The organism is Nostoc sp. LPT, assembly GCF_017115165.1.
GTDB lineage: Bacteria > Cyanobacteriota > Cyanobacteriia > Cyanobacteriales > Nostocaceae > Nostoc.
The window spans coordinates 20,562-43,279 of sequence record NZ_JABXKF010000108.1 but is presented as its reverse complement, the minus strand read 5'-3'; the positions used below and the strand labels follow the sequence as shown (position 1 = coordinate 43,279).

General features: G+C 42.2%; 20 protein-coding genes and 2 pseudogenes. 6 read left to right on the top strand and 16 right to left on the bottom strand.

What is annotated here, in order from left to right; all coding sequences use genetic code 11:
- Positions 1-35 precede the first annotated feature (35 nt).
- From HWQ58_RS21105 to HWQ58_RS21075, 7 genes are all read right to left on the bottom strand, one after another.
- Positions 36-1,226 (bottom strand): FG-GAP-like repeat-containing protein, encoded by a 1,191-nt coding sequence (locus HWQ58_RS21105; RefSeq protein WP_292866790.1) that lies wholly within the window; start codon positions 1,224-1,226, stop codon positions 36-38.
- A gap of 335 nt (positions 1,227-1,561) precedes the next feature.
- Positions 1,562-1,753 (bottom strand): hypothetical protein, encoded by a 192-nt coding sequence (locus HWQ58_RS21100; RefSeq protein ID WP_292866788.1) that lies wholly within the window; start codon positions 1,751-1,753, stop codon positions 1,562-1,564.
- A 46-nt stretch (positions 1,754-1,799) separates the two neighbouring features.
- On the bottom strand, positions 1,800-4,742 hold the full coding sequence (locus HWQ58_RS21095) for a hypothetical protein (protein WP_292866786.1): 2,943 nt from the start codon (positions 4,740-4,742) through the stop codon (positions 1,800-1,802).
- Positions 4,743-5,377: 635 nt separating this feature from the next.
- Positions 5,378-5,596, bottom strand: coding sequence for a hypothetical protein (locus HWQ58_RS21090; RefSeq protein ID WP_292866784.1), 219 nt, complete (start codon positions 5,594-5,596; stop codon positions 5,378-5,380).
- Positions 5,597-5,803: 207 nt separating this feature from the next.
- Positions 5,804-6,472, bottom strand: a complete 669-nt coding sequence (locus HWQ58_RS21085) for a TetR/AcrR family transcriptional regulator (RefSeq protein WP_292866783.1) — start codon at positions 6,470-6,472, stop codon at positions 5,804-5,806.
- Between the two features lie 94 nt (positions 6,473-6,566).
- The gene (locus HWQ58_RS21080; protein ID WP_292866792.1) at positions 6,567-7,292 is read right to left on the bottom strand and encodes an IS982 family transposase; all 726 of its coding nucleotides are present in this window, start codon (positions 7,290-7,292) and stop codon (positions 6,567-6,569) included.
- Complete coding sequence (locus HWQ58_RS21075; protein ID WP_292866781.1) at positions 7,293-7,502, bottom strand: hypothetical protein; 210 nt, start codon at positions 7,500-7,502, stop codon at positions 7,293-7,295.
- A 337-nt stretch (positions 7,503-7,839) separates the two neighbouring features.
- Between HWQ58_RS21075 and HWQ58_RS21070 the strand changes: the two are divergent.
- A pseudogene (locus tag HWQ58_RS21070) lies at positions 7,840-8,124 on the top strand (Rieske (2Fe-2S) protein); the annotation flags it as partial.
- 17 nt (positions 8,125-8,141) lie between these two features.
- Here the strand turns inward: HWQ58_RS21070 and HWQ58_RS21065 are convergent.
- Positions 8,142-8,965, bottom strand: a pseudogene (locus tag HWQ58_RS21065) (IS630 family transposase); the annotation flags it as partial.
- A gap of 7 nt (positions 8,966-8,972) precedes the next feature.
- Between HWQ58_RS21065 and HWQ58_RS21060 the strand changes: the two are divergent.
- Complete coding sequence (locus HWQ58_RS21060) at positions 8,973-9,161, top strand: hypothetical protein (RefSeq protein WP_292866779.1); 189 nt, start codon at positions 8,973-8,975, stop codon at positions 9,159-9,161.
- A 76-nt stretch (positions 9,162-9,237) separates the two neighbouring features.
- Here the strand turns inward: HWQ58_RS21060 and HWQ58_RS21055 are convergent, their stop codons facing one another.
- Together HWQ58_RS21055 and HWQ58_RS21050 are read right to left on the bottom strand one after the other, a co-directional pair.
- The gene (locus HWQ58_RS21055; protein WP_292866777.1) at positions 9,238-10,281 is read right to left on the bottom strand and encodes a hypothetical protein; all 1,044 of its coding nucleotides are present in this window, start codon (positions 10,279-10,281) and stop codon (positions 9,238-9,240) included.
- Between the two features lie 99 nt (positions 10,282-10,380).
- The gene (locus HWQ58_RS21050; RefSeq protein WP_292866775.1) at positions 10,381-13,887 is read right to left on the bottom strand and encodes a DEAD/DEAH box helicase; all 3,507 of its coding nucleotides are present in this window, start codon (positions 13,885-13,887) and stop codon (positions 10,381-10,383) included.
- A gap of 415 nt (positions 13,888-14,302) precedes the next feature.
- Here HWQ58_RS21050 and HWQ58_RS21045 point away from each other — a divergent pair, with 415 nt between their 5' ends.
- Positions 14,303-14,878 (top strand): Uma2 family endonuclease, encoded by a 576-nt coding sequence (locus tag HWQ58_RS21045; protein WP_292866773.1) that lies wholly within the window; start codon positions 14,303-14,305, stop codon positions 14,876-14,878.
- Between the two features lie 116 nt (positions 14,879-14,994).
- Here the strand turns inward: HWQ58_RS21045 and HWQ58_RS21040 are convergent, their stop codons facing one another.
- The 3 genes from HWQ58_RS21040 to HWQ58_RS21030 form a co-directional block, all read right to left on the bottom strand.
- Positions 14,995-16,230, bottom strand: a complete 1,236-nt coding sequence (locus tag HWQ58_RS21040; RefSeq protein ID WP_292866771.1) for a DUF445 family protein — start codon at positions 16,228-16,230, stop codon at positions 14,995-14,997.
- A gap of 114 nt (positions 16,231-16,344) precedes the next feature.
- Entirely contained in the window at positions 16,345-17,040 is a 696-nt protein-coding gene (gene ubiE / locus HWQ58_RS21035; protein ID WP_292866769.1) for a bifunctional demethylmenaquinone methyltransferase/2-methoxy-6-polyprenyl-1,4-benzoquinol methylase UbiE, read from the bottom strand.
- A gap of 175 nt (positions 17,041-17,215) precedes the next feature.
- Positions 17,216-18,172: a response regulator gene (locus HWQ58_RS21030; protein WP_292866767.1), complete on the bottom strand. Its 957-nt coding sequence runs from the start codon at positions 18,170-18,172 to the stop codon at positions 17,216-17,218.
- A 308-nt stretch (positions 18,173-18,480) separates the two neighbouring features.
- Here HWQ58_RS21030 and HWQ58_RS21025 point away from each other — a divergent pair, with 308 nt between their 5' ends.
- On the top strand, positions 18,481-19,569 hold the full coding sequence (locus tag HWQ58_RS21025) for a RuBisCO accumulation factor 1 (RefSeq protein ID WP_292866765.1): 1,089 nt from the start codon (positions 18,481-18,483) through the stop codon (positions 19,567-19,569).
- Positions 19,570-19,587: 18 nt separating this feature from the next.
- Here the strand turns inward: HWQ58_RS21025 and HWQ58_RS21020 are convergent, their stop codons facing one another.
- Entirely contained in the window at positions 19,588-19,788 is a 201-nt protein-coding gene (locus tag HWQ58_RS21020) for a hypothetical protein (RefSeq protein ID WP_292866763.1), read from the bottom strand.
- A 691-nt stretch (positions 19,789-20,479) separates the two neighbouring features.
- Between HWQ58_RS21020 and aqpZ the strand changes: the two genes are divergently transcribed.
- On the top strand, positions 20,480-21,232 hold the full coding sequence (gene aqpZ, locus HWQ58_RS21015; protein WP_292866761.1) for an aquaporin Z: 753 nt from the start codon (positions 20,480-20,482) through the stop codon (positions 21,230-21,232).
- Between the two features lie 251 nt (positions 21,233-21,483).
- On the top strand, positions 21,484-22,095 hold the full coding sequence (locus HWQ58_RS21010) for a sugar O-acetyltransferase (protein ID WP_292866759.1): 612 nt from the start codon (positions 21,484-21,486) through the stop codon (positions 22,093-22,095).
- On the opposite strand, the gene HWQ58_RS21005 is transcribed toward HWQ58_RS21010, so the two are convergent.
- Together HWQ58_RS21005 and HWQ58_RS21000 are read right to left on the bottom strand one after the other, a co-directional pair.
- Positions 22,085-22,237 (bottom strand): hypothetical protein, encoded by a 153-nt coding sequence (locus HWQ58_RS21005; RefSeq protein ID WP_292866757.1) that lies wholly within the window; start codon positions 22,235-22,237, stop codon positions 22,085-22,087. The two genes, HWQ58_RS21010 and HWQ58_RS21005, sit on opposite strands and share 11 nt — an antisense overlap.
- On the bottom strand, positions 22,221-22,601 hold the full coding sequence (locus HWQ58_RS21000; protein ID WP_292866755.1) for an FAD-dependent monooxygenase: 381 nt from the start codon (positions 22,599-22,601) through the stop codon (positions 22,221-22,223). The genes HWQ58_RS21005 and HWQ58_RS21000 overlap by 17 nt, the downstream gene beginning before the upstream one ends.
- Positions 22,602-22,718 lie beyond the last annotated feature (117 nt).

Below are 22,718 nucleotides of genomic sequence, written 5' to 3'. Positions count from 1 at the left end.
TGTACTTTTTATTTACCTTTTATGGGTTTGTTCGGTTAGGTGCAAGATGTGAGTTTACCAACGCCGCCAAAGTCGGTGATGGTGTCGATGCCATCCCCAGGACGGAAGATGAATTTGTCTCGACCACCGTTACCAGTGAGCTTGTCGTTACCAGCTTTGCCCTCAATGATATTATTGTTGCGTGTGCCGATGAGGATATCTGCACTAGTTGTACCCGTGATGAATTTCTGGATAAAACCCAAAGTGGTAGTTGTCACTGCACTGGTGTTAAGGGGAGCCTGTCCGTCATCGACGACAAACTCAATTGTGGTATTAACAGTGGTAGCTGTAGTGTTGTAGGTAACACTGTTGAGGACTTGTCGGTAATTGGCAATGGTATCCGTGCCCCTCAAGGAGAGAGTGCCTGTGGTGGGGTTGTAGGTAGCCGTGATGTTACCAATGGCAGTGGCATTAAGAGTTTCACCTGCGCCATTCAAGAGATTGGTAATGGTGATGGTGGCACCAGCTAGAGTAGTTTTGTTGTCGCTCAGGGTGAAGTCGCTATCAAGGATGGAGACGGGAGTGCCGCTAAAGGTGGTGCTAAAATCAATTCCAGAAGAATTGCCGTTAAGGTCGAGGACGGGGGCGCGGTTGCCAAACACCACATAGCTCTGCCCTGATCGGGAGCCGTTGGGAGAGGCATAATATGCCCCGATAATCAGGTCGTCAAGACCGTCGCCGTTGATGTCTCCCGCACTGCTGACAGAGATATCTGAGTTGTAAAAATCATTGACGCCGTTGATGGCAAAGCCCGACGTGCCGTTGAGGGTGGAGGCGTCAAAGCTGGCATCAAAACCTTTCTTGCTGCCAAACACCACGTAGCTCGGTTCTGGTGCCCCGATAATCACCTCGTCAAGACCATCGCCGTTGATGTCTCCCGCACTGCTGACAGACCTGCCTAATTGGTTATTGCCGTTGATGGCAAAGCCATTTGTGCCGTTGAGGGTGGAGAGGTTGAATTGGGCACCAAAACTTTTCTGGCTGCCAAACACCACGTAGCTCTGCCCTGAGTATTCGCCGTTGGGGCGGGCACTCCTTGCCCCGATAATCAGGTCGTCAAAACCGTCGCCGTTGATGTCTCCCGCACTGCTGACAGACTTGCCTGAACGGTCACGTTCATTGATGCCGTTGATGGCGAAGCCATTAGTGCCGTTGAGGTTAGATAAGTTGAAAACTGAATTTGCCATGAGTTCGTCCTTTTATTTCTACAACTAAAAATTTAAACAATTGAAGAAGTCAGAATGACTGTTGAGTGTGAACATAATGAAATATACAACTTTTATGTGGAACACCTAAGGAACGGGGGTTGCCACAGTCGTACAAATCCGAACTGGAAGTTTGGTGTTCCAAACTCAAAGTTTGCTGTTCTCAACTCAAAGTTTGACGTGAGTTCGACAGACCTCTCCCTCCCAGCCTCCCTCTCCTAAAAGGCGAGGGAGGAGTAACGAGATTAGAGGGTTTTTGCTCCCCTCTCCTCGTAGGAGAGGGGCTGGGGGAGAGGTCAAAATAGCACTCGTCGAACTCACGTAAAGTTTGGTGTTCCAAACTCAAAGTTTGCTGTTCTCAACTCAAAGTCTGCTGTTCTCAACTCGAAGTTTGCTGTTCTCAACTCAAAGTTTGCTGTTCCAAACTCAAAGTTTGCTGTTCCAAACTCAAAGTTTGCTGTTCTCAACTCAAAGTCTGCTGTTCTCAACTCGAAGTTTGCTGTTCTCAACTCAAAGTTTGCTGTTTGGAACTCAAAGTTTGCTGTTCCAAGCCAACTACGCTTGGATAATAAAATCAGATACCTTGAGAATTGGCGCACCAGTTAGAGTTACAAATAGACCACCGCTGCCGAAACCAGCCGTACTGCCATTTTCGTTGTAGAACAACTGCCCACTCACAGGATCGTAGACAATTTTCGCCGTGCTAGTCCCCGCTGAAGAAGTGATTTCAAAATCACTCTCGTTACTAAAACCTATTCCCGGAACAGAAGTAATTGTATTAAAGGTATCCTTATCCAGCACAATCTTGTCACTTTGTGTAGTGGCTGCAAAAAATACACCGTAGAACCCACTAATACTATCTAGACCAACATCAGTGCTGTCAAAAGCAGCATCGGTGTTGTAAAGGAATCTGTCAACACCCTCACCACCTGTAAGTACGTCATTGCCAGCACCGCCAACCAGAGTATCAGAGCCAGCACCACCGATGAGGGTATCATTACCAGTTCCACCCCGCAGCAAATCATTGCCACTCTTGCCGTCGATGATGTCATCACCTCCCTGACCATTAATCACATCGTCGGAGTCCTTAAAACCCGCAATGTTATTGTTAAGGTCATTGAGGAATGTAACGGTGTTCCGGTTAAACAAGTCAGTTTGAGTGGAGTTGGCATCGAAGACATCAAAACTGTCAACGATGCCCCTCTGGTTATCAAACAAGATATTGCCAATAGCTGGGCTGGTATCAGATGCTGGTAAATTATTCAAGTTTTCTAATTTGAAGTTTTCCAGAATGACTTTGGTATTGCTTACATCTTCAAAAGTGACTTCTAGATTATTGCCATTTTGATTTAATTGCAGATTTTTCGCAGTTAATCCTAATCTAGTAAAATCCAAGGTATCAACTTCAGCAATTACCGCCGCTGATGGATTTGAATCAATACCTATGCCGCCAAAGTCGGTTATGGTGTCGATGCCATCGCCTCTTGAGAAGATGAATATGTCTCGACCACCATTACCAGTGAGCTTGTCGTTACCAGCTTTGCCCTCGATAATGTTGTTGTTGGGTGTGCCGATAAGGATATCTGCACTACTTGTGCCCGTGATCAATTTCTGGACAAAACCCAAAGTGGTGGTTGCTACTGCACTCGTGTTACTCAAATCTTGCCCGTCATCGACGACAAACTCAATTATGGTGTTAACAGTGGTAGCTATACTGTTGTAGGTAACACTGCTGAGGACTTGTCGATAATTGGCAATGGTATCCGTGCCGCTAAGGGTGAGAGTGCCTGTGGTGGGGTTGTAGGTAGCAGTGATGTTGCCGATAGCAGTGGCATTGAGAGTTTCGGCAGCACCATTCAAGAGATTGGTAATGGTAATAGTAACACCAGTTAGGGTAGTGTTGTTGTCGCTGAGAGTGAAGTTGCTATCGATGATGGAGACGGGAGTGCCGCTAAAGGTGGTGCTAAAATCAATACCCTGTGAGTTGCCGTTAAGGTCGAGGACGGGAGCGCGGTTGCCAAACACCACGTAGGTTTGCCCTGAGCTGATGTCGTTGGGGTCGGCATCTTCTGCCCCGATAATCAGGTCGTCAATACCGTCGCCGTTGATATCTCCGGCACTGCCAAGAGAGTAGCCTAAACGGTCATCTGGATTGATGCCGTTGATGGCAAAGCCCAACGTGCCGTTGAGGGTGGAGAGGTTGAGTTGGGCACCAAAACTTTCCTTGCTGCCAAACACCACGTAGGTTTGCCCTGAACTAGTGCCGTTGGGGTCGGCAAAAGGTGCCCCGATAATCAGGTCGTCAAGACCGTCGCCGTTGATATCTCCGGCACTGCTAACAGAGTAGCCTGAACGGTCATCTGGATTGATGCCGTTGATGGCAAAGCCCGACGTGCCGTTGAGGGTGGAGAGGTTGAGTTGGGCACCAAAACTTTCCTTACTGCCAAACACCACGTAGCTTTGCCCTGAACTGGTGCCGTTGGGGGAGGCATATTCTGCCCCGATAATCAGGTCGTCAAGACCGTCGCCGTTGATATCTCCGGCACTGCTAACAGAGTAGCCTGAACGGTCATCTGGATTGATGCCGTTGATGGCAAAGCCCGACGTGCCGTTAAGGGTGGAGAGGTTGAGTTGGGCACCAAAACCCTCCTTGCTGCCAAACACCACGTAGCTTTGCCCTGAGGTGGTGCCGTTGGGGGAGGCACTATCTGCCCCGATAATCAGGTCGTCAAGACCGTCGCCGTTGATGTCTCCGGCACTGCTAACAGAGTTGCCTAAGGAGTCATCTTCATTGATGCCATTGATGGCAAAGCCATTTGTGCCGTTGAGGGTGGAGAGGTTGAGTTGGGCATCAAAACCCTCCTTGCTGCCAAACACCACGTAGCTTTGCCCTGAGGTGATGTCGTTGGAGTCGGCAAAGGGTGCCCCGATAATCAGGTCGTCAATGCCGTCGCCGTTGATGTCTCCGGCACTGCTAACAGAGTTGCCTAAGGAGTCATATGTATTGATGCCGTTGATGGTGAAACCATTAGTGCCGTTGACAGTGGAAAGGTTAAATTGGGTAGCAAAACTTTTCTTACTGCCAAACACCACGTAGGTTTGCCCTGAGGTGATGCTGTTGGGGGAGGCACTATCTGCCCCGATAATCAGGTCGTCAAGACCGTCGCCGTTGATGTCTCCAGCACTGCTAACAGATTTGCCTGAGAAGTCATTTGGATTGATGCCGTTGATGGCAAAGCCCGACGTGCCGTTGAGGGTGGAGAGGTAGAATTGGGCAGGAAAACTTTCCTTGCTGCCAAACACCACGTAGGTTTGCCCTGAGGAGTCGCCCTTGGGGTCGGCACCATCTGCCCCGATAATCAGGTCGTCAAGACCGTCGCCGTTGATGTCTCCGGCACTGCTAACAGAGTTGCCTGAACGGTCATCTGGATTGATGCCGTTGATGGCAAAGCCATTTGTGCCGTTAAGGTTAGATAAGTTGAAAACTGAATTTGCCATGAGTGCGTCCTTTTGTTTCTATAACTAAAAATTTAAACAATTGAAAAAGTCAGAATGACTGTTGAGTGTGAACATAATGAAATATACAACTTTTATGTGGAACAGCTAATGAACGGGAGTTGCCACAGTGGTACAAATCCGAACTCGAAGTTTGGTGTTCTCTTCTCGAAGTTTAATGTTCCGAACTCGTAATTTGGTGTTCTCAACTCGTAATTTGGTGTTCCTAACTCAAAGTTTGCTGTTCTGAACTCGAAGTTTGATGTTTGGAACTCAAAGTTTGATATTCTGAGCTTGAAGTTTGATGTTTGGAACTCAAAGTTTGATGTTCTGAGCTTGAAGTTTGATGTTCCAAGCTCGGAATTTGGTGTTCTCTTCTCAAAGTTTGATGTTCTGAGTTCGAAGTTTGGTGTTCTGAGCTTAAAATTTAGCGTTTTAAGCGAATTACGCTTGGATGATAAAATCAAATGCCGAGAGATTTGGCGCAAGGTGTAAACTAAACTAAGTATTGCTCTGTGCTTTACAGAAAGTACTGAATTTTTTTAGGAGTCGGAACTTCACACATTTGAGTATTAATTTCATATCTAAAAATTAACCAGTGGCAGATAATTTTAGTCCCAAACTTCCGGCTACCGTCGTTAGAGGAACTTTGAGCTAGGTGAGGCGCGATCGCTTGATAGTCGCTGGAGTGAGTTAATTTGACCGACTACCTGAATTTTTGCCAAACACTGCTGTTCGCCTTGCTCTCCTTTGACATAACTCCTAATATCATGTCCGGTTAAAGACTTATCATTAAGAAGGCAGTTCTTGCTGGGGGAGAAAGAGTTTTCAGATTTTTGCACAGAAGCAAGAATCATAACTAATCAGCCGGACATGATATAACGCTCTTCCATCACTCTGGTCAAAGAAAAATTTCAGGCAACTTTTAAACAAAGGACAGGAACTGGGTTTGGAGCTTTATTTTCTAACATTATGGCTAAAATCATCTCTTTTGCCTGAAAGTCTTGTGTAGTAAGGATTATTGTTTTATGCTCTGGTGAGAGTGATGGAAGAGCGATAACTCCTCACTCCTCACTTTTAACTTTGATTGCTTGCACACCAGCCAAAATAAAATTAACTGCTGCTTGAGTATGCTGCTCAATCATTTCTGGACTCAGTAGTTGCAAATCGGGTCTAGTATGCTTGATGTTTTTGTAAGCGTTGAAGTATAAATTACAAACCCCAATAATATGCAGGGTAGTGAAAAATGGATCGATCTGACGGAAACAACCCTCTGTCATCCCCCGCTCTAAAATCTTGATCAGATAGCTAAAATTTTCTTGCCAATTCCCCTGTTTGAAATACTTTCCCTGATTTTGATTTGCTTCTTGGAACCAAAGCATCCCTCTGTGCGGGTGAGCAGCTTCATAGGCGATCGCTTCTTTGACTAGTAGTTTCAAAGCTTCCTCTGGTGGGAACTGATCCAGATTTAGCTGCCCCAACCCTTCGTGCATTTCCATCACCGGACGTTGTAGAACCGCTTGGTACAGTCCTTCCTTGCTCTGAAAGTAGTAGTAAATCATCGCTGTGGTGACACCTGCACCTCTAGCGATCGCCTCTATCCGCGCCCCTTGAAGTCCATTTCTGCCAAACTCCGCTTCCGCTGCATTGAGAATCTGCTTTTTCGTCGCCTCTGCATCGCGCACCTGACGCGGCTTTTTAGATGAGAATTTTGACTGCGTTGAACGACCCACATTGCTCCATCATCATAACGAAAATATATTAACTAAAAACTTGGTTAATAGTTGACAGAGAAGATTAAATTTATTAAATTACGCCTAATGTGAATTAAAGAGGTTGAGACTGGAAAGTGAGAACATTAATGCCAAAATGTCGGCGAAGCAACAAACGTAGTGTGTGAGATGCAATTTTGGCAGCAATATGTAGACAAAAGCCATCAACAGTTTTGTTGAGTAAGCGTGACGCCGGAGTACCGGCTACCGCTTCGCTATCGGGATTACGACCAGTATTTTGAATTTCGTGAAAAACACCTTCTACACGCTGGCGAACACGACTAATAAAACGCTTCAAGCGATGAGAATGTTGAAGATGCTGGTTCTCCGGCTTCAGTGTCCAGATGCGATTACCAGTGCGACGAGCGATCGCCGCCTGCCAATCGGCAGAAATAAATCCTTTGTCTGCGTAAATATGACTGTATTTAACAGTCTCTAAGACACCCTCAGCAGCAATTCTCTCATCTGTGTTAGCAGGCACAATGTCATAAGATATCGGAATTCCATTCCATGTTGACAACATAACTAGCTTGTAGCCAAAATAACGCATCTCCCTCGCAGCACACCAACCAGGGGTAGCGTTTCCTGCAAAGTCACTATATCGCTTGTCACGTTTGAGTCCCAATACTGGTAATGGTTTGGTGTCAAGAATAAAATATTTTTCACTTAATCCACCCAATTGCTCTACCCAAGTGCGACGTAGCTCCTCTAACATCCCATCTAATTTGCGTAACCGACGATTAAATTGACTCTGATAAAGTAAATTTGGAGACCATTGAATCTAATTTCCTCTAATGAAACCGAGAAATTGTGTTTCTCCAGGAAATGGCAGATAATCCATTACCAGTGCTAGTGTCATGATTTCACTATCACTCATGCTTGCTTTCACCCCTGGTTTTAACGGTGTTGTATTTTTTACTTGCTTGTCATACCAATCATCTACTATGACAAAGATTGTTGTAATTAACGTTCCAAAGTCTATGCTAGTCATAGGGGAAGTCTGAGTTGAAAAGCTGGTAACTTTCATCTTCTTACTTCTCCCGCCTTTTTTCCTAATTCACATTAGGCGTAAATTAATATCTACTAACTAAAAAATTAGTTAATTGTATAACTTGTTTATGCAGTAGCCGAAGTTAGCCGATCAAATGCCCGGTAGTATTAGTTCGTCCATTGCAGACAAGACTTTAGTTATCCCAATTTACATTAAAAAGAGTGATGTAGAACAGGCGACACCAGCTTGTCTACAACTTTTAAGTTTCAAGATTGCGTTACCTTTTGCTAACGCATCTAGCGACTTTTCAAAAAATTATCAAGATTTTGGAGGAAAAATGGAACCAATTTTACCTGGTGCGCCTTGGTTAATTGCGCACAAATCTATATTGGGAGTGAATAAACCCAATAAAATCACATTAAATGGACAGGATTATGTTGTCTGGCAAAACCAAAAAGGCGAAGTGTTTGCCCTTGATAACATCTGTCCGCACATGCAAGCACCCTTATCAGACGGCTGGGTTTGTCAAGAAAGAGATACTATTACTTGCCCTTTTCATGCACTAGAATTTGATGGACAAGGCAGACTACAGCAAGGAGATAAAAAAGACACTCAGCCAATTAGCAAACTATAGGAATCCTATTTGATTTTTGAAAAAACTCCGTAGATGCCAAGAGCGGCAAAATCAAAGGTAGTGTGTCGAATAAACCACTCAAACATCCATTTCAAATGTGAAAATGAGGGAATTAAGGCACAAAAATGCCGAACCCATGTTTTAGCTTGTAACCAAATATCTTCAATAAGATTTTGTTCGGGACAGTTGGGTGCAAAACGGACACAGCGTATTTTCCAATGGTCGATCGTTAAACCTTGATTAACTTCATCCAAAAACCCTTGAATTTCTTTGGAACGATAATAGGTCGCACCATCCCAAAAAAGTAACAATTGCTGCTCAGGAGACTCTGTTATTAGATATTGCAGGTAATCAATTGTATTTTCTGAGTTGCCCTTATCGTAAGCTTTCAGCAGCAATTTTCCTTCCTTGATAGTCAATTGCCCCATAATATGTTTGTTTATTGCGCTCATTCACCACTGGAACTGTTATTTCTGCATCAGTTCTCCCCCACACATAATCAGTTAAATCTCCCCACATTAAATGACACTCATCAATTAACAACACTCTCAATTTTCTGGTTTCGATTTCGGAACGCTTGCTTGCTAGTGGTGTTTCAATCTCTTTTTTTTTCTGCCACAGCCTCTGGGTTGGCTTTGGGATTTAGCTTTGTGGTTTTCTTCCAAGCAATGTCAGCAGTATCGAATAAGTCATAGTAACTTTGTTTTGACTCATAAATCACTTCATACTCGAAGGCTAGTTTATACTCCAATTCTCCAAGTTCCCAGCAGTCCTTTTTAGAGAGCCAACTTAACACCTCTTCTCGCTGTTCGGTACTCAGGTAGCTTTTTACCCTGATGGTTGCGACTCGCCTGTTCTTGGGAAGTGAGAACGAGAGCGAAGTTGAGCAAACTAGTCAGTGGTTTATACAACTGCTAGATAGCAGTATGACAATATTCAAATGTAATGTCCCTTTTACTTTATATGGTCGCGGTCAAAATGCTAGGGGTAAGTTAGTGACTTTTTATGTTAAACGATCGCTCTAGTTCGTCAGCCTTCTAAAGTTAAAGAGACTCTACAAGCATATATTGAGCCTTTAGTGACAAAGCATCCCTTGAAGAGTCAAACATAAATTTTTGATGAAACAAATCGATTTTCCGCATCTAGCATGAAGTCGTAGGTATTTAAAAAATCAGACTGCCACTTTTCAGGCTTTTGGCAAATTGCGAGTGGAAATCCTGCTAAATCAAACCATTGAATATTATCTCCAACTTCTACTGGTACTACTCTCCAATTTTTGCTTGGAGCCTTACTGAAATCTTTTAGCAAATTGACATTAATTCGGTTATGAGGTTTGGGAGTTGGTAAATGTCGTTCAACACTGGAATATGATTGTTCTACCCAATTTTTGATATTCACTGCATTAAGATATTCATTTGGTTCCGATTCTCTTTCGCTAATGTAGTGATAGTAAGTTTGCGCTAATTCTTCAGCTTGTTTACGAGTTGTTACATCTTCTGCTTTAGCAAGCAAGTATGCAGCTACTGGGTCTAAAGTTCCCCATACAATAAGTTCTTTCATCCAGAAAACAATCCAAGGTAGTCCAGTTTGTGACCAGTTTTCCAATGATGATTCAACTAACTCGCCACCAAAAGCTTCATCGATTGCTAGGGCAATAACACTTCCTAACCCCCAGTTAAATCGATAACCAAAATTTTGACTAATATATGAATGCCAGCTTGAAATTTGACTAGGCTTGGGTTGTTTAATTGCTCTAATAGGGTCAAGCCACCAGCCTAATATTTCATTCCAGGAAGTATCACCTGAAGTTTTCTTTGATGGAATCTTCAGCTTAAATTTTGATGTTTTTCCGAGTTCACCAATCACAGTTTGAATATAGTTAAAGCGTTGGTCGTATGTCCAAATTATATAATTTTTACCTTTTTCTAACTGCTCTTTAAGTCTAGGATAAATAGTTAAAAGTTCATTTCCAGCACGCGGTGGCAGGCTTGTACGATACAAACGCCTACGCTGTGAATAATTACTATAAATTTCTGTTTTTAATGCTCTACCTCGCTTGATAAATAAATTTTCTAATCTTTCTTGCTCGGAACTAGCATAGTGTGCAAAGCTTCTTTGCCAAATTTTTTGAAGTTGCTCTTCCAACTCATTAGGGCTTAAATTTTTTGCTGTTAGATGCTCAATTTCGACAATTGCAGACAGTAAAATACTATCTAGTGAATCTAGAGTTTCAATTGCTGATGATTATGCTTCAGAAAGATTATTGTTGTAAGAAAGTGGTGCAGTTTGTTCTAGCCAGATTAAAAAAGCATCTTGTGAGCTAGAAAGAGAAATACTTTGCCATTGTTGTTCTAAATGAAGCAATAATTGAGCTAAAGGACTTGGGAAATTTGAAATTTCATAATTCTCATTACTTTGTACTGTTAAATTTTTTATCAAAGAGTTGTATTTGTCACGAGTTTTACTGGCATTATATTTGTCTTTCGTATTTTTTATTTGCTCTATAGATTCAGTACTAAGCAAAACCACTAAGCTACGCCCTTCAGTTCCAAATCCAGGCCGTCCAGCCCGACCAACCAAATTACCAAATTCACGAGAATTGATATCTATATACTTTTGATCGTTATCTGACCAACGTTGTAAGCTGGGAATTAGAACAGTTTCAAAAGGGAGATTAACACCTTCAGAAAGTGTAGAAGTTGCCACAACTAAATGTACAATTTGCTCTCTTATTAAATCGATCAGCAATCTAGCCATTAACCCAGGCATTTTTCCATGATGTATCACAATTCCCTTCTGTAGTAATTGGTATTCGCGGGAATCAGTACCAAAATAGTCTTCACAAGAGCGTAAACAATCCTCCCAAATTTTAACTTTTTCTGGTTCGGAAGGTGGTTGAAAGAATAAAGGTTTTGATATTTTTGTCCATTTTTTATTTAAAAGATACAAAAAATCTTCAGCATAACCGCCAATTTGCTGTGTTATTGAAATAAGTACTGCTCGTTGCTGTCCTTTATCATCTGGCGATGCTAAGTGCATAGCAGTCCAGAATAGATGAGGGCGAAGACGCTTTCCAGAACTTTTGTTTGTTTCTAATTTACCAGCAGGGGGATATGTTGGAAATGGACTCTGAATGAAGGGTGTGGCTTGACCATCTTCCTCAAATGTTAACCTTCTACCATCAAGTAAGTCATAGTTTATTTTAAATCCTCTTGCTGGGAGACATTCAAGCCGCCCTATTAATTGGCGCGTACTTCTATAATATGTTTTTGCTGGGCTAGCGTTGGTTTGATTCTCTATCCAGCTTGCTAATGCGTTTTCTGTTTGTGATGCAACAGCAGATAGTGCAATAATTCGGCTATTGTTTTGTTCTATATAAGTAAACAGTCTTGCACTTAATGACTCTAAGCGTAAGGATCTACTTTCAGATTTTTGTAAAGAATCTTTATTACCATCAAATTGAACTGCATGAGCTTCATCGATAACAAGAAGAGAAACTCTACGAATAAATAGAGTACCCAAAAATTTCATCAAAGCTTCTGCTTTTTCATAAGTGCAAATTAAAACTGTCGGCTGTTCTGATGTTAGCCATACATCTGTTGGCCCCCAGTTAGTCCCTCCATATAAACCTGTAACTATGACATTGTTATTAGTGGAACGCTTTAAAACACGAGACAGACTTGATTCAACTTCTATAGCAAGCGCTCTGCTTGGCACTAAGTAAATTACTAAAGGATCAGAGTTACTTAAGTTGTTAGAATTTGTTGTTTCAAAAAACAAGCTTTGCAAAATTGCAATTTCAGCTATCGTTGTTTTTCCTGAACCTGTAGGAGTACAAAGAGCAAATGATTCTGCTGTGGCTAGTCGTTCAATTCCACAAATTTGAGAACGCCATGCTAAAGCTTTACACTTTTGATAACTTTGACGTAAATAACGTTCTAAGAAATCTCTACCCTTTGGAGTAATCATCTGAGAAAGCAATTCTAAATGATGTCGTAGAGAAGTTTGTATATATACAGACGTAACTTCAGCACATAACTTACCTAAAAGCCAAGAATAAGTGTCATGCCCATGAAGAAGCACCTTAGCAATATCAGAAAGTTTTTCAATAGCTCTTTCTAATCTTGGTTCATTTCCCCAGCGCATTTTTGCACATAAAATTCCTAAAGAACTAGCAGTTTCTTTAACAATCAACTTGTTAAATCTGTCAGCATCTGTATCAGTGTCATCCCAAAGAAGACTTGTTTCAGTTTGGAAATTTGATGATGTTGCAGTTGCCCAATATTCTGTAAGCCGTTGCAATAAACTGGGAAAATCAGCTTTTAGCAAAGAACGTAGAATTTCTGACTCTATTCCCTCACTTATATCTTCATTGAGTAAACCCGCAGCTCTAGCAGGATAACCAGCAAGTTCATACACAGCTGCTGCAAGTAAACTAATTGGTAAAAAATCCGGGTTTAGTTGGGGATGAGATAGCCATTCAAATAACTCACCAGCCCGTAGCATTCCATTACGCCAGTTAGTATCTCCAGCTTCTCGCTGTATAAATGCGGCCTCAACAAGGCGCATAGCATCATTTAATCTTTCACCTGCTTCATCTTCTCGCCACCCAGTTAATCCTTTTCCTCCTGCACGAAGTCTGGTATGTTGGCTATAAAGTTTTGCAATTGCTGGTGTAAGCCTGCTACCTGCCAGACTTTTTTGTAGTTCTGTTGCTAAAGCAATGACTTCGTTACTTGGTTGAGTCATCTCATTTTGCAGAACTTCCCCCTCTACTATGACATCAGAGGTTGCAAAAGCAAACTCTGAATCATCTGGTTGGTGAACTATCTGAGTATAAATATTTACTGAAGGTGTTGCACTTGCTGGCTGACTATAGACACTTATAACAAGATTTTCAACTTCATGAAGATGAATTTCAACTGCTTCGAGTCTTCTTCCTGCTGTATATTGTTCATGTGGTTTTTCGGGAGATATCCAGGTTGGATTTCTGACAGGATGTTCACCACAAATATAACTAATTAAATCGCAGCGTTCATAATTTATATTAACTTTTTCTAGCCATAAAACTCTTAGAGAATCAACCCATTCAGATGAAAAAGGATCATCATAATCCCCCAAAATCTCAATTATTTGTGGGATATCAACAGGCTTTATATGTGGTCCACTTGCCTTTTTATGTGCTTCAGCTATCATTTTTGTGTAATGATTAGTTGTGCATTTAGCTTCACAAACTAGAGAAGCAATAATTACTCCTTCGCTGTTACGTAGAAAAGCAAGACAATCATCACCTGTACGTCCAGGTCGCTTTTTTGCAATCTCTTCAGTTTGATTTAGAAATTCTAAATGCTGAAACTCAACTAAATGAAACCGAAAAAGAAAAGCAGGAACTTCCCAATCATCCTGCCCAAAAGGAGCAAAATTTTCAGCAATGATTCCTGAAAATATCTCTCCAAAATAACCCTGGCGGGATATAATATTAAGACGCTCAGGATAGCCATCGCTTGGGTCGCTTTTTGAAAAATCTCCAAATGGAGCGAGAGAATTTCCTGCTAATTTACGAAGACGATATCGAGCATCTTCATGGGCTTTTTGAACGATTAATATTAATTCATTGATAATTATATCTCGTTGGCTTTTATCTTCTGTAAGCAGACGATGTGTGTACCGCTTATCTTCAGATTCACTAACTGAGTTAGATAACCACTTTGATATTCCGTCAAACCTAGTGATTTTTTGTCTTTCTTTCATTTAATATACTCTCTAATATTAATCAGATTTACAATATAAGCCTTTAACTAAGATAATTTTCAATTATATGTAAAATTTAATACTAAAAAATAGTATAGCAAAATGATGTCATAAGCATTCAAAGAGAGCTATAACGCTTTCTCTGTTTAGTTTGGGGCGAGGACAGGTTCTGAAATTTAGACTAAATGTGCTAAGTCAATAGAACAATAAAAGGGTGTGATTGAATACAGTGTCCTGCTAGTAGAAGCTAAGAGAAAAACATCAACTCTCATCTGCTGTTATCAGACAGATAACAGTGAAACAAATTTTTACATGATTGAAAATAGTTCTCTAGTAAGCATGGTAATTATTAGATGGTCAACCTAGTATGTTAACTGAGTGCTACGCTACAGTTAGCAAGATTTGAGAGGCAACTATGACTGCCCTGATTCTGAACCTCAGCCCCACGATTGAACTAACAGATGAACAGTTCTTCCAACTGTGTCAAAATAATCGAGATTTGCGACTTGAGCGCACGGCACAAGGAGAATTAATTATCATGCCACCAACTGGATGGGAAAGCGGAAATCGGAATTCAAAATTAACAGCCCGGTTAGAGTTTTGGGCTGATGCTGATGGTACAGGTTTGGCTTTTGACTCCTCAACTGGTTTCAAGCTCCCTAATGGTGCAAATCGTTCTCCTGATGCATCCTGGGTGAGCCGGGAGCGATTAGAAGCCCTGAATCCAGATCCCGCCAGATTCCTACCAATGGCTACCGATTTTGTGGTGGAATTACGCTCTGCTTCAGACAGTTTAAAGACTGTGCAAGAAAAGATGCAGGAATATATTGACAATGGTGTGCGCTTGGGTTGGCTGATTGATCCGCAAAACCAACAGGTGGAAATTTACCGCCCAGGAAAGGATGTTGAGGTTTTGCGATCGCCCACTAGCTTATCAGGAGAGGATGTATTGCCTGGATTTCTACTGGATTTAGCACAGATTTTGAGTTAGCGATCGCTTTTTACTCACATCTCTTCTCAAAAGGCGATCGCTCAATTCCACTCACTCCATAATCTGGCCAAATTACAACTATAATTTGATAAAAATTTACAGGCAAAAACAAAAAATTAATATTGACTTAATATTAAAAATACTGTCTGCAATAACCCGATAACAAAACCTAAAACACCACCTAAAGTCACAATCGCCTGTAATTCATTCTTTACAATTCCCTCAATGGCAGCTTCTAAATCAGCCGCTGAAGTTGATTTTACACGGTCAACTATGACTTCATCTATCGACAAAATTGGAATAGCCTGTGCCACAATTGCTTCTAAATCTTTTTCCAAATACTTCTCTAAAATTAGAGCCAACTCTTGACTCATGACTTCTAAAGAAGTACTTACAACGGGTGAAGTACTAAGACGATTCAGCAGCACTACAGCAATATTTTGCCAATCAACAGAATCAGTTAATCCTTGTAAAAAATCACTACCACTATTTTGCAGGTAATGGCGGACACTTTCGCGGGTGGTTTTTCGGAGTTGGCGCACCGTCCCCATTGGCAAGTTTTGTAATGATAAATTTTGCAGTAATTTCCGAATGCGATCGCGGATCTGCAAATCTTGAGTCAATTCCTGCAAGCGAGTATTAGCAGTCTCCTTTTCATCCAAACAAAAAGTTCGTAGCCGTGTAAGAGTATTACGCAAGCCAAACAAATTTGCTACTACCCAATAAGTCCCACTAGTTTTTTCGCGGAAGCCTTCATCGATAATTTGAATGGTGCGATCGGTCAAAAAATCAACTATCGTTTGGCGAAGAAGATCCGGCGGTAAAACTACTTGCAACAACCAATCAGCAAGTCGCGTAGCTTGTTCTTCACTCAGTTGAAATTCTAGCAATATCTGGTCAAAAATTTGATTAATCTGCACTTCCAAAAAATCTTCACGCCGCGCTAAAACCTTGAGCAATCGTGGCAAGGATTCTCCTAGTAAATCCCGCAAAATTCCCGCTACAATTTTGGCACTTTTCTCGTTTTTATCTGTTTTGATTTGTTCAATTGCCAACCGCAACAACCAGAGAATTGCTGATTGCACGCGTTCTGTTTGCAACAAACGCCGCGCCAGATTTTGCAATTCTTGTGGTGTCAACAATGACCCCATGATTGTATTGGAAATGTTCTTAGCCAGACGCTCTTGATTGCGGGGGATCAATCCAGGGGTGAAGGGTACTCTTTGTCCAGCGATATAAATTGCTCGGTAAGGACGGAACAACATTTTGATGGCTATATCATTTGTGAAATAGCCAATAATTCCACCCAGTACCGGGGGAGACACATAAAGCCAAAGATGAGACCAGTCCAAGGGAAGAATTAAAAAAGTTAGGAATTTAGAGTGAGGAGTTAAGAATGATAAATTTTAAACGAGAATTTATCAGTACTGATAATTCATAATTTCTGACTTATAACTCCTAACTCCTCACTCAATTTTGTTGACTACCAGCACTCCCATCATACCGTTCGCAATGGGGTAGTGTGTGGCAACAGCAAAACCAACTTGATGAGCTAACTCTATTTGCTCTTTGCCAATAGGAAAGCGATCTAAGCTGGGACTGATGTAAGCATATTCTTCTTTTAAGCCTAAATAATTGGCAACTGGTACCACCAAACCGTCCAGATACCACTGCTGAAAGGCGCGTAGCTGAAGATTACTCGGTCGATGAAAGTCTAAAATTGCGGCTTTAGCTCCCGGCTTCAAAACACGGTATAACTCTTGGAGACTCCGGGGAATATCTTTAACATTTCTTAAACCATAGCCCATTGTTGCGGCATCAAATTGGTTGTCGTCAAAGGGTAAATCGAGGACATCAGCTTCTAGCCAGCTAATAGTAGGTTTGGGGTACTGCCTTTGAGAGCGTTCTTTAGCGTTTTCTAGCAGGTTTGGGGAAAAATCCACACCGTACACCTGTCCTGTTGCTCCGATACGCCGTGCCAAACGTAAAGCTAAATCACCACTACCGCAACACAAATCTAATGCAGTATCTCCTGGTTTGGCTGCACTCCATTTTACTGCCATTTCCTTCCAGATTCGATGCTGTCCCAGACTCAACCAATCGTTCAACTGGTCATAAACTGGAGCAATACGGTTAAAAATGGACTGAATTTCGTTACTCATTGGTCAATAAGTCATTGGTCATTGGTGAGCCAGTGCGGTCTTGGGGGTTTCCCCCATGAGCAACTGGCGTTAGCGCAGCGTTAGCAACGCAGGAGCGTCACCCGAAGGGTCATTAGTCATTTGTCATTTGCCAAGGATAAAGGACAAAGGACAAATGACAAAGGACAAATGACAACTACACAGTGGTTTGATGGCAACCACTACTAGTCAGAGCGATCGCTACCAGTTGTGCTGATAAATTAATTAGCACCAATTCATCTTCTCGCAAAGTGCAAGGTTGTTTCCACTGTAGCGACAATACACCCAAAAGTTGATGGCGGTAGCTAATTGGGATCACTAAATGTGCTTGCACACCCGTATTTTGGTAGTGAATTGCATCAACTAATTTAGTGTCTTTCAGTACATTTAAGGAAACTTGCATTTGTCCCGTGGCGATCGCTTCCCTAATTAGTGGGTCAAGAGATAGCCAATTTTCTATTGTACCTGTATCGCTATAAGTTCCTTGAGTTGCAACCAGAATATTTCCATCTGTAAGTTGTAAAATACAGCCGTCTGCCCCAAAAGTTTCACTCACAGCTCTAGCAATGGGAGCAAGAGTTTCTTCTAAGCTAGAAGCGGCTTGAGTTACCTGTACCAAAACACTCAGCAGCGCCATTTGAGCATGAGCACGGCGTAATTCTTCTGTACGTTGCTTGAGTAAGTCGTAGGTTTCTGCTGCTCTTTGCACCACTGCCTTCAGTTCGCCTGGGTCCCAAGGCTTGGTGATATATTTGTAGACTTGTCCAGCATTAATTGCTTCTACCAAGTCTTCTATATCAGTAAATCCAGTGAGAATAATTCTCACTGTATCGGGAAACTGAGGTACAGTCTTGCTGAGAAACTCAGTCCCTTTCATTTCTGGCATCCGTTGATCGGAGATAATCACCGCTACCTCACCTTCTGCTGCCAAAACTTGTAGAGCGTTCACCCCACTATCAGCTTTCAGAACATTAAAGTCGCGTCGAAATGTGCGATAAAGTAAATCGAGATTATCTGGCTCATCGTCAACTACCAGGATTTTCAGCTTTTTTGGTCGTTCGAGAGTCATAACTTGAGATTGGACTTTATCAATTTCGAGATTGGGTTTATTCATAGATATTCCTTTAAATATTCACTCTCTTGTTATATTCCATACCAAGTTTAGTTGAGAATAGCCGAAGACCGCCAAGGGTTTATACGGAGTTATTTTGCATATTTGAGAACGCTAATAGTGAGCGCTACAGAGGAAATTTGTCTGCCCAAATATCTGAATTAAAAAATGTTGCGCTATAAAAACCAACTAAATCAGCAAAACTATGGCAGTTTTGATCGTGGATGAGGTGTAGGTCTGGGTATAGATTAGAATAAGACTTGCTCATGAGGTGTTAATTAGCCTCTCAAGTTGAAGCTCGCACTCCGATTATGACCGATTTACCACCCAACACTCAGAATCCCGAAGATAATGCTAACAATGATGTAGCACAAGAGTTACTGCGAAGGCTGAGGCAAAAACAAGGCAACTGGGTGGAATGGGGAACCGCGATCGCCTCGTTGCTAAAAACTGGTTATAACCCCCAAGAAATTTTTGAGGCGACTGGATTTGAGCCGATTCAACAAAATCAGGTGGTTGTTGGTTCTCAAGTTTACAATTCTTTGGAAAAGTTTGGAGTATCGGCAGAAACGCAATCGCACTATGCCACACGTGGCAGCGATGTTTTATACGAGCTACGTTTACTTACTCAAGAAGAACGCGCCGCCGCTGCCGAACTGATCTTTGTCCAAAATGTTGATGCTGATGAGGCACGGGATATAGCAAAAGCAATTAAAGAATTCTCCTATTTCCGCACTTTACCAGAAGGGTTTTCTGCTCATCCTGGGGATGCTGTTGCTCACCAAGTTTGGAAACTAGCACGCCAAAATGCAGATTTACAACAGCGATCGCGCCTAATCGCCAAAGGTTTGCGTTTTGCTCACACGCCAGGGGCAAGACAAAAAATCGAACAGTTACTGACTGATTTTACTACAGTTCCCCAGCGTCCAGCGCCAATTTTACCCTTTTACCGTCTGGAATTTGAAGAACAGTTACCCCGCATCTTGCCTGTGGTAGGCGAGTTGCCATTATCGCGGCAAGACTTGCAAGCTGTGCCGATTTTGACTGAAACTGAACCATTTCGGATGGTCAAGTTTTCTGGAGAGCAAGCTTGGGTGCCCTTACCAGGCTGGCAAGTGCTATTGGCGGCAGAAGATCCAGTAGTGATTTTAGCAAATAGCGATCGCTTCCCCATCCAAACCCAAACCCAAACAGGGCCCGTCGTAGTTGTGATAGATCGTGCCCAACGAGAATGGGATGCCTCCAGCTATTTTGTTGTTGAAAATGGTGGTGAATTAGATTTTCAGTGGTTTGAAACTGAGCCAGAAATTCCTCTACTAGGACAAATTATTATTATCGTGCGTCCTAAGAAAATTCTGGATGAAGAATTAACTAAGGATTCATGGCAGATTGACGAATAAATTTAATTTTAGAGAGAACTAACTGCGTGATGTGAACTTGTTTTGACTGTCCAAACAGCGGATAGCAAATGGCGGCATTGGTTCAATTTTTTGTTTAGTCAATGCCCCATCTGCTTTAACTTTCTTAACATGAACTTGGCACTGGCTTGGCAATGCTTTGCCTAAACCCTTGATTTTTCGTTCACCTGTGTAAGTCCATATTTTGAGGGATGATGACATCCCCTAAACAGTCACAAAGTAACGACCGTAACAGGAAAAACCCAAATTTTTTAAGCTGAAAGTGTATAAAGCACAAAAATTATTTGAATTTCGTAATAACTTTTAATAGAACGCACTGGATCAAGAATCTCAACAGATATATACCAATACGATTTGATTTTTGAAAAAATTTAAGTAATGTAGGGGAGCCAGTTCTGTGGGCGGGTTTCCCACGCCAGTCCGCACAACGGGGGAAACCCCCGCAAGCGGCTGGCTCGACTTGAGCGGACTGGCATTGTGTTATCGCGTAACGTAACGCAACGCTTACGAGCGTCAGGAACCTCCCTTCTGGTGACGCTACGCACAGTTGCTACCGCTACGCTAACACCAGTCGCCTACGGCGGTAAACCCGCCTAAAGCGCTGGATTCACCGCAACGCACTGGCTCCCCTACGGATATTTAGAAAATCAAATATGAGTTTTATATCATCAGAGCAAAATTCTTAATAAATTAAGCATTTTTTTGGGATTTTAGCTTTTCCAGTATCTTCATATTTTCTCACCACAATTATTGAGGAAAAAACAAATTACTATTTTTTCGATTTAGTTTCATAACCAAACAAACGCAATGGATTTCCTGTTGACAGGAATGACTCAAGCATAATTCAACATAGCTATTACTCGTTTGTAGCTGAACAAGGAGTTTTCTGAAAATGTCTCTCACGAAACGTTGTTTGGCCGAATTTATCGGCACATTCTGGCTTGTTTTAGGTGGCTGTGGTAGTGCTGTTCTAGCCGCCGCCTACACAGAAGATGCTACAAAAATCAGCGAGAATACTTCTTTTCCATTGGGTATTGGATTAGTAGGTGTATCCCTGGCATTTGGGCTTACTGTCCTCACAGGGGCTTATGCTTTTGGTCATATTTCTGGTGGTCATTTCAATCCAGCTGTTTCGTTTGGACTATGGGCAGGTAAGCGCTTTCCGGGGTCTGACTTACTACCTTACATCCTCTCTCAAGTGATCGGTGCAGTTGTTGCTGGGGGCATTATCTACCTGATTGCTAGCGGCAAAACTGGATTTACGCTGACTGGCTTCAACCCACTGGCTACCAACGGCTATGGTACTCATTCTCCAGGTGGTTACACGCTGTTTGCTTGCCTGATTACTGAAGTTGTGATGACTTTCATGTTTGTGCTGATTATTCTGGGTGTGACTGATAACCGCGCTCCTAAAGGATTTGCACCACTGGCAATTGGTTTTGGACTCACTTTGATTCACCTAATCAGCATTCCTGTAACCAATACCTCGGTTAATCCTGCTCGTAGTACTGGAGTTGCTCTATTTGCAGGTGTAGAACTTTTTTCCCAAATCTGGCTGTTCTGGATAGCTCCGATTTTGGGGGCTATTTTAGCAGGGTGGTTGTACGTAGCTGTTTTTAGTGAATCAACTGTGGAAGAACGGTAAAATGTCAAAGAGCTAGTCTAAAAATCATTTCATGGGGACTGTATTCAATCAGACACCCCTTTTTTTCTGATCATTCCCGATCTAGTCTCAGCCTAAAGATAATGGACTCAATCAGGCATACTACATAATTGTTAAAGGTCGCGGATGCTTTAAGGCTGACAAGATAATATTTTTAATCTCTAATTCCATTTGATGTGCGTTCTCTCATATCGCTTTTAGTCTAAACCCCAGTTTGAAATTTGAGGAGTAGAATGACAAATTTACAAAAAACAGAAAAGCAAAAGATGCTGGCAGGTGAGTTGTATCTCGCTAGTGATCGCGAGCTAAATGCTGAACGCAAACGAGCACGCCGACTACTCCGTCTCTATAATGCTACAACGGAAGAGGAACCAGAAAAGCAACTTCAACTTCTGCAAGATTTGATGGGTAAACTTGGCAGTAACTCCGAGATTGTCCAGCCTTTCTTCTGTGATTATGGCAGTAATATCCATGCAGGCAACAATGTATACATAGGCTACGGCGGTGTGATTCTAGACTGTAACATAGTAGAGTTGGGCGATAATCTTCTGTGTGGTCCCTATCTCCAAATTTACACCGCCTATCACCCTACTGATCCTGATCTACGGTTAGCCAAGCGAGAATTGGAACTGGCTGCTCCCATCAAAATTGGTAGCAACGTCTGGATTGGAGGTGGTGTCATCATTTGTCCGGGTGTCACTATCGGTGACAACACTACAATTGGTGCAGGGAGCATAGTTGTTAAAGATATTCCAGCTAACGTAGTTGCTGTTGGTAACCCCTGCCGTGTTGTGCGATTGCTACAAGCCGACAGTTCAAACGATACCTCAAATGTTAACTCTTGAGAGCGCCCCACGGGCGTGATCGCACTTTTGATCTGAGTCCATCGGCTCCAATCAACACATCACCGACCTCTGCTAAACCACCAGTAAAATAGACATGAACTTTGTCTCCAACTGGCTCGAAACGCTCAAACGTCTGACCCAAAACATAAATGCTCACTCGATAGTTTCCGCCAGAGCAGCGCCTGCAAATCAGCACGATGGATGGTTACAGCTGGCACTTCAAAATGATTGATGCAGAGGTTCATTAATTCTTTGCCCATCTGGGAGAAGAACTGATAATTGGTAATTAGATCACTCTCGCGTAACACATCGTCCAACACGCCTAACTCCTTTAAGACATGAGTAGCGTTCGCCCAAAGCGCGACTCCTGCCCCAACTTCGCGTAATGTTGCCGTGCGCTCGTAAACAATGGGTTCAAATCCAGCCCGGTAAAGAGCAAGCGCAGTTGCAGTGCCACCGATGCCACCGCCAACCAAAATAATTTTCTTTGTTGTTAATATCTTCATATAGCTATTAGCTAATTGGTTTGTAATTAAATATTTGTCACCACAGATAAACAGCAATGATTTTTCATATCTGCAGTTTTGGAATTAAATCCCAAATTTAAAATATAAAATTTTATA

What these genes read in the sequence shown, in the direction of transcription:
- HWQ58_RS21105 (WP_292866790.1), bottom strand. Translation starts at nt 1,226, where the DNA reads ATGGCAAATTCAGTTTTCAACTTATCTAACCTCAACGGCACTAATGGC.
- HWQ58_RS21095 (WP_292866786.1), bottom strand. Translation starts at nt 4,742, where the DNA reads ATGGCAAATTCAGTTTTCAACTTATCTAACCTTAACGGCACAAATGGC.
- HWQ58_RS21090 (WP_292866784.1), bottom strand. Translation starts at nt 5,596, where the DNA reads ATGATTCTTGCTTCTGTGCAAAAATCTGAAAACTCTTTCTCCCCCAGC.
- HWQ58_RS21075 (WP_292866781.1), bottom strand. Translation starts at nt 7,502, where the DNA reads ATGACTAGCATAGACTTTGGAACGTTAATTACAACAATCTTTGTCATA.
- HWQ58_RS21060 (WP_292866779.1), top strand. Translation starts at nt 8,973, where the DNA reads ATGGTTGCGACTCGCCTGTTCTTGGGAAGTGAGAACGAGAGCGAAGTT.
- HWQ58_RS21050 (WP_292866775.1), bottom strand. Translation starts at nt 13,887, where the DNA reads ATGAAAGAAAGACAAAAAATCACTAGGTTTGACGGAATATCAAAGTGG.
- HWQ58_RS21045 (WP_292866773.1), top strand. Translation starts at nt 14,303, where the DNA reads ATGACTGCCCTGATTCTGAACCTCAGCCCCACGATTGAACTAACAGAT.
- ubiE (WP_292866769.1), bottom strand. Translation starts at nt 17,040, where the DNA reads ATGAGTAACGAAATTCAGTCCATTTTTAACCGTATTGCTCCAGTTTAT.
- HWQ58_RS21030 (WP_292866767.1), bottom strand. Translation starts at nt 18,172, where the DNA reads ATGAATAAACCCAATCTCGAAATTGATAAAGTCCAATCTCAAGTTATG.
- HWQ58_RS21025 (WP_292866765.1), top strand. Translation starts at nt 18,481, where the DNA reads ATGACCGATTTACCACCCAACACTCAGAATCCCGAAGATAATGCTAAC.
- HWQ58_RS21020 (WP_292866763.1), bottom strand. Translation starts at nt 19,788, where the DNA reads ATGTCATCATCCCTCAAAATATGGACTTACACAGGTGAACGAAAAATC.
- aqpZ (WP_292866761.1), top strand. Translation starts at nt 20,480, where the DNA reads ATGTCTCTCACGAAACGTTGTTTGGCCGAATTTATCGGCACATTCTGG.
- HWQ58_RS21010 (WP_292866759.1), top strand. Translation starts at nt 21,484, where the DNA reads ATGACAAATTTACAAAAAACAGAAAAGCAAAAGATGCTGGCAGGTGAG.
- HWQ58_RS21000 (WP_292866755.1), bottom strand. Translation starts at nt 22,601, where the DNA reads ATGAAGATATTAACAACAAAGAAAATTATTTTGGTTGGCGGTGGCATC.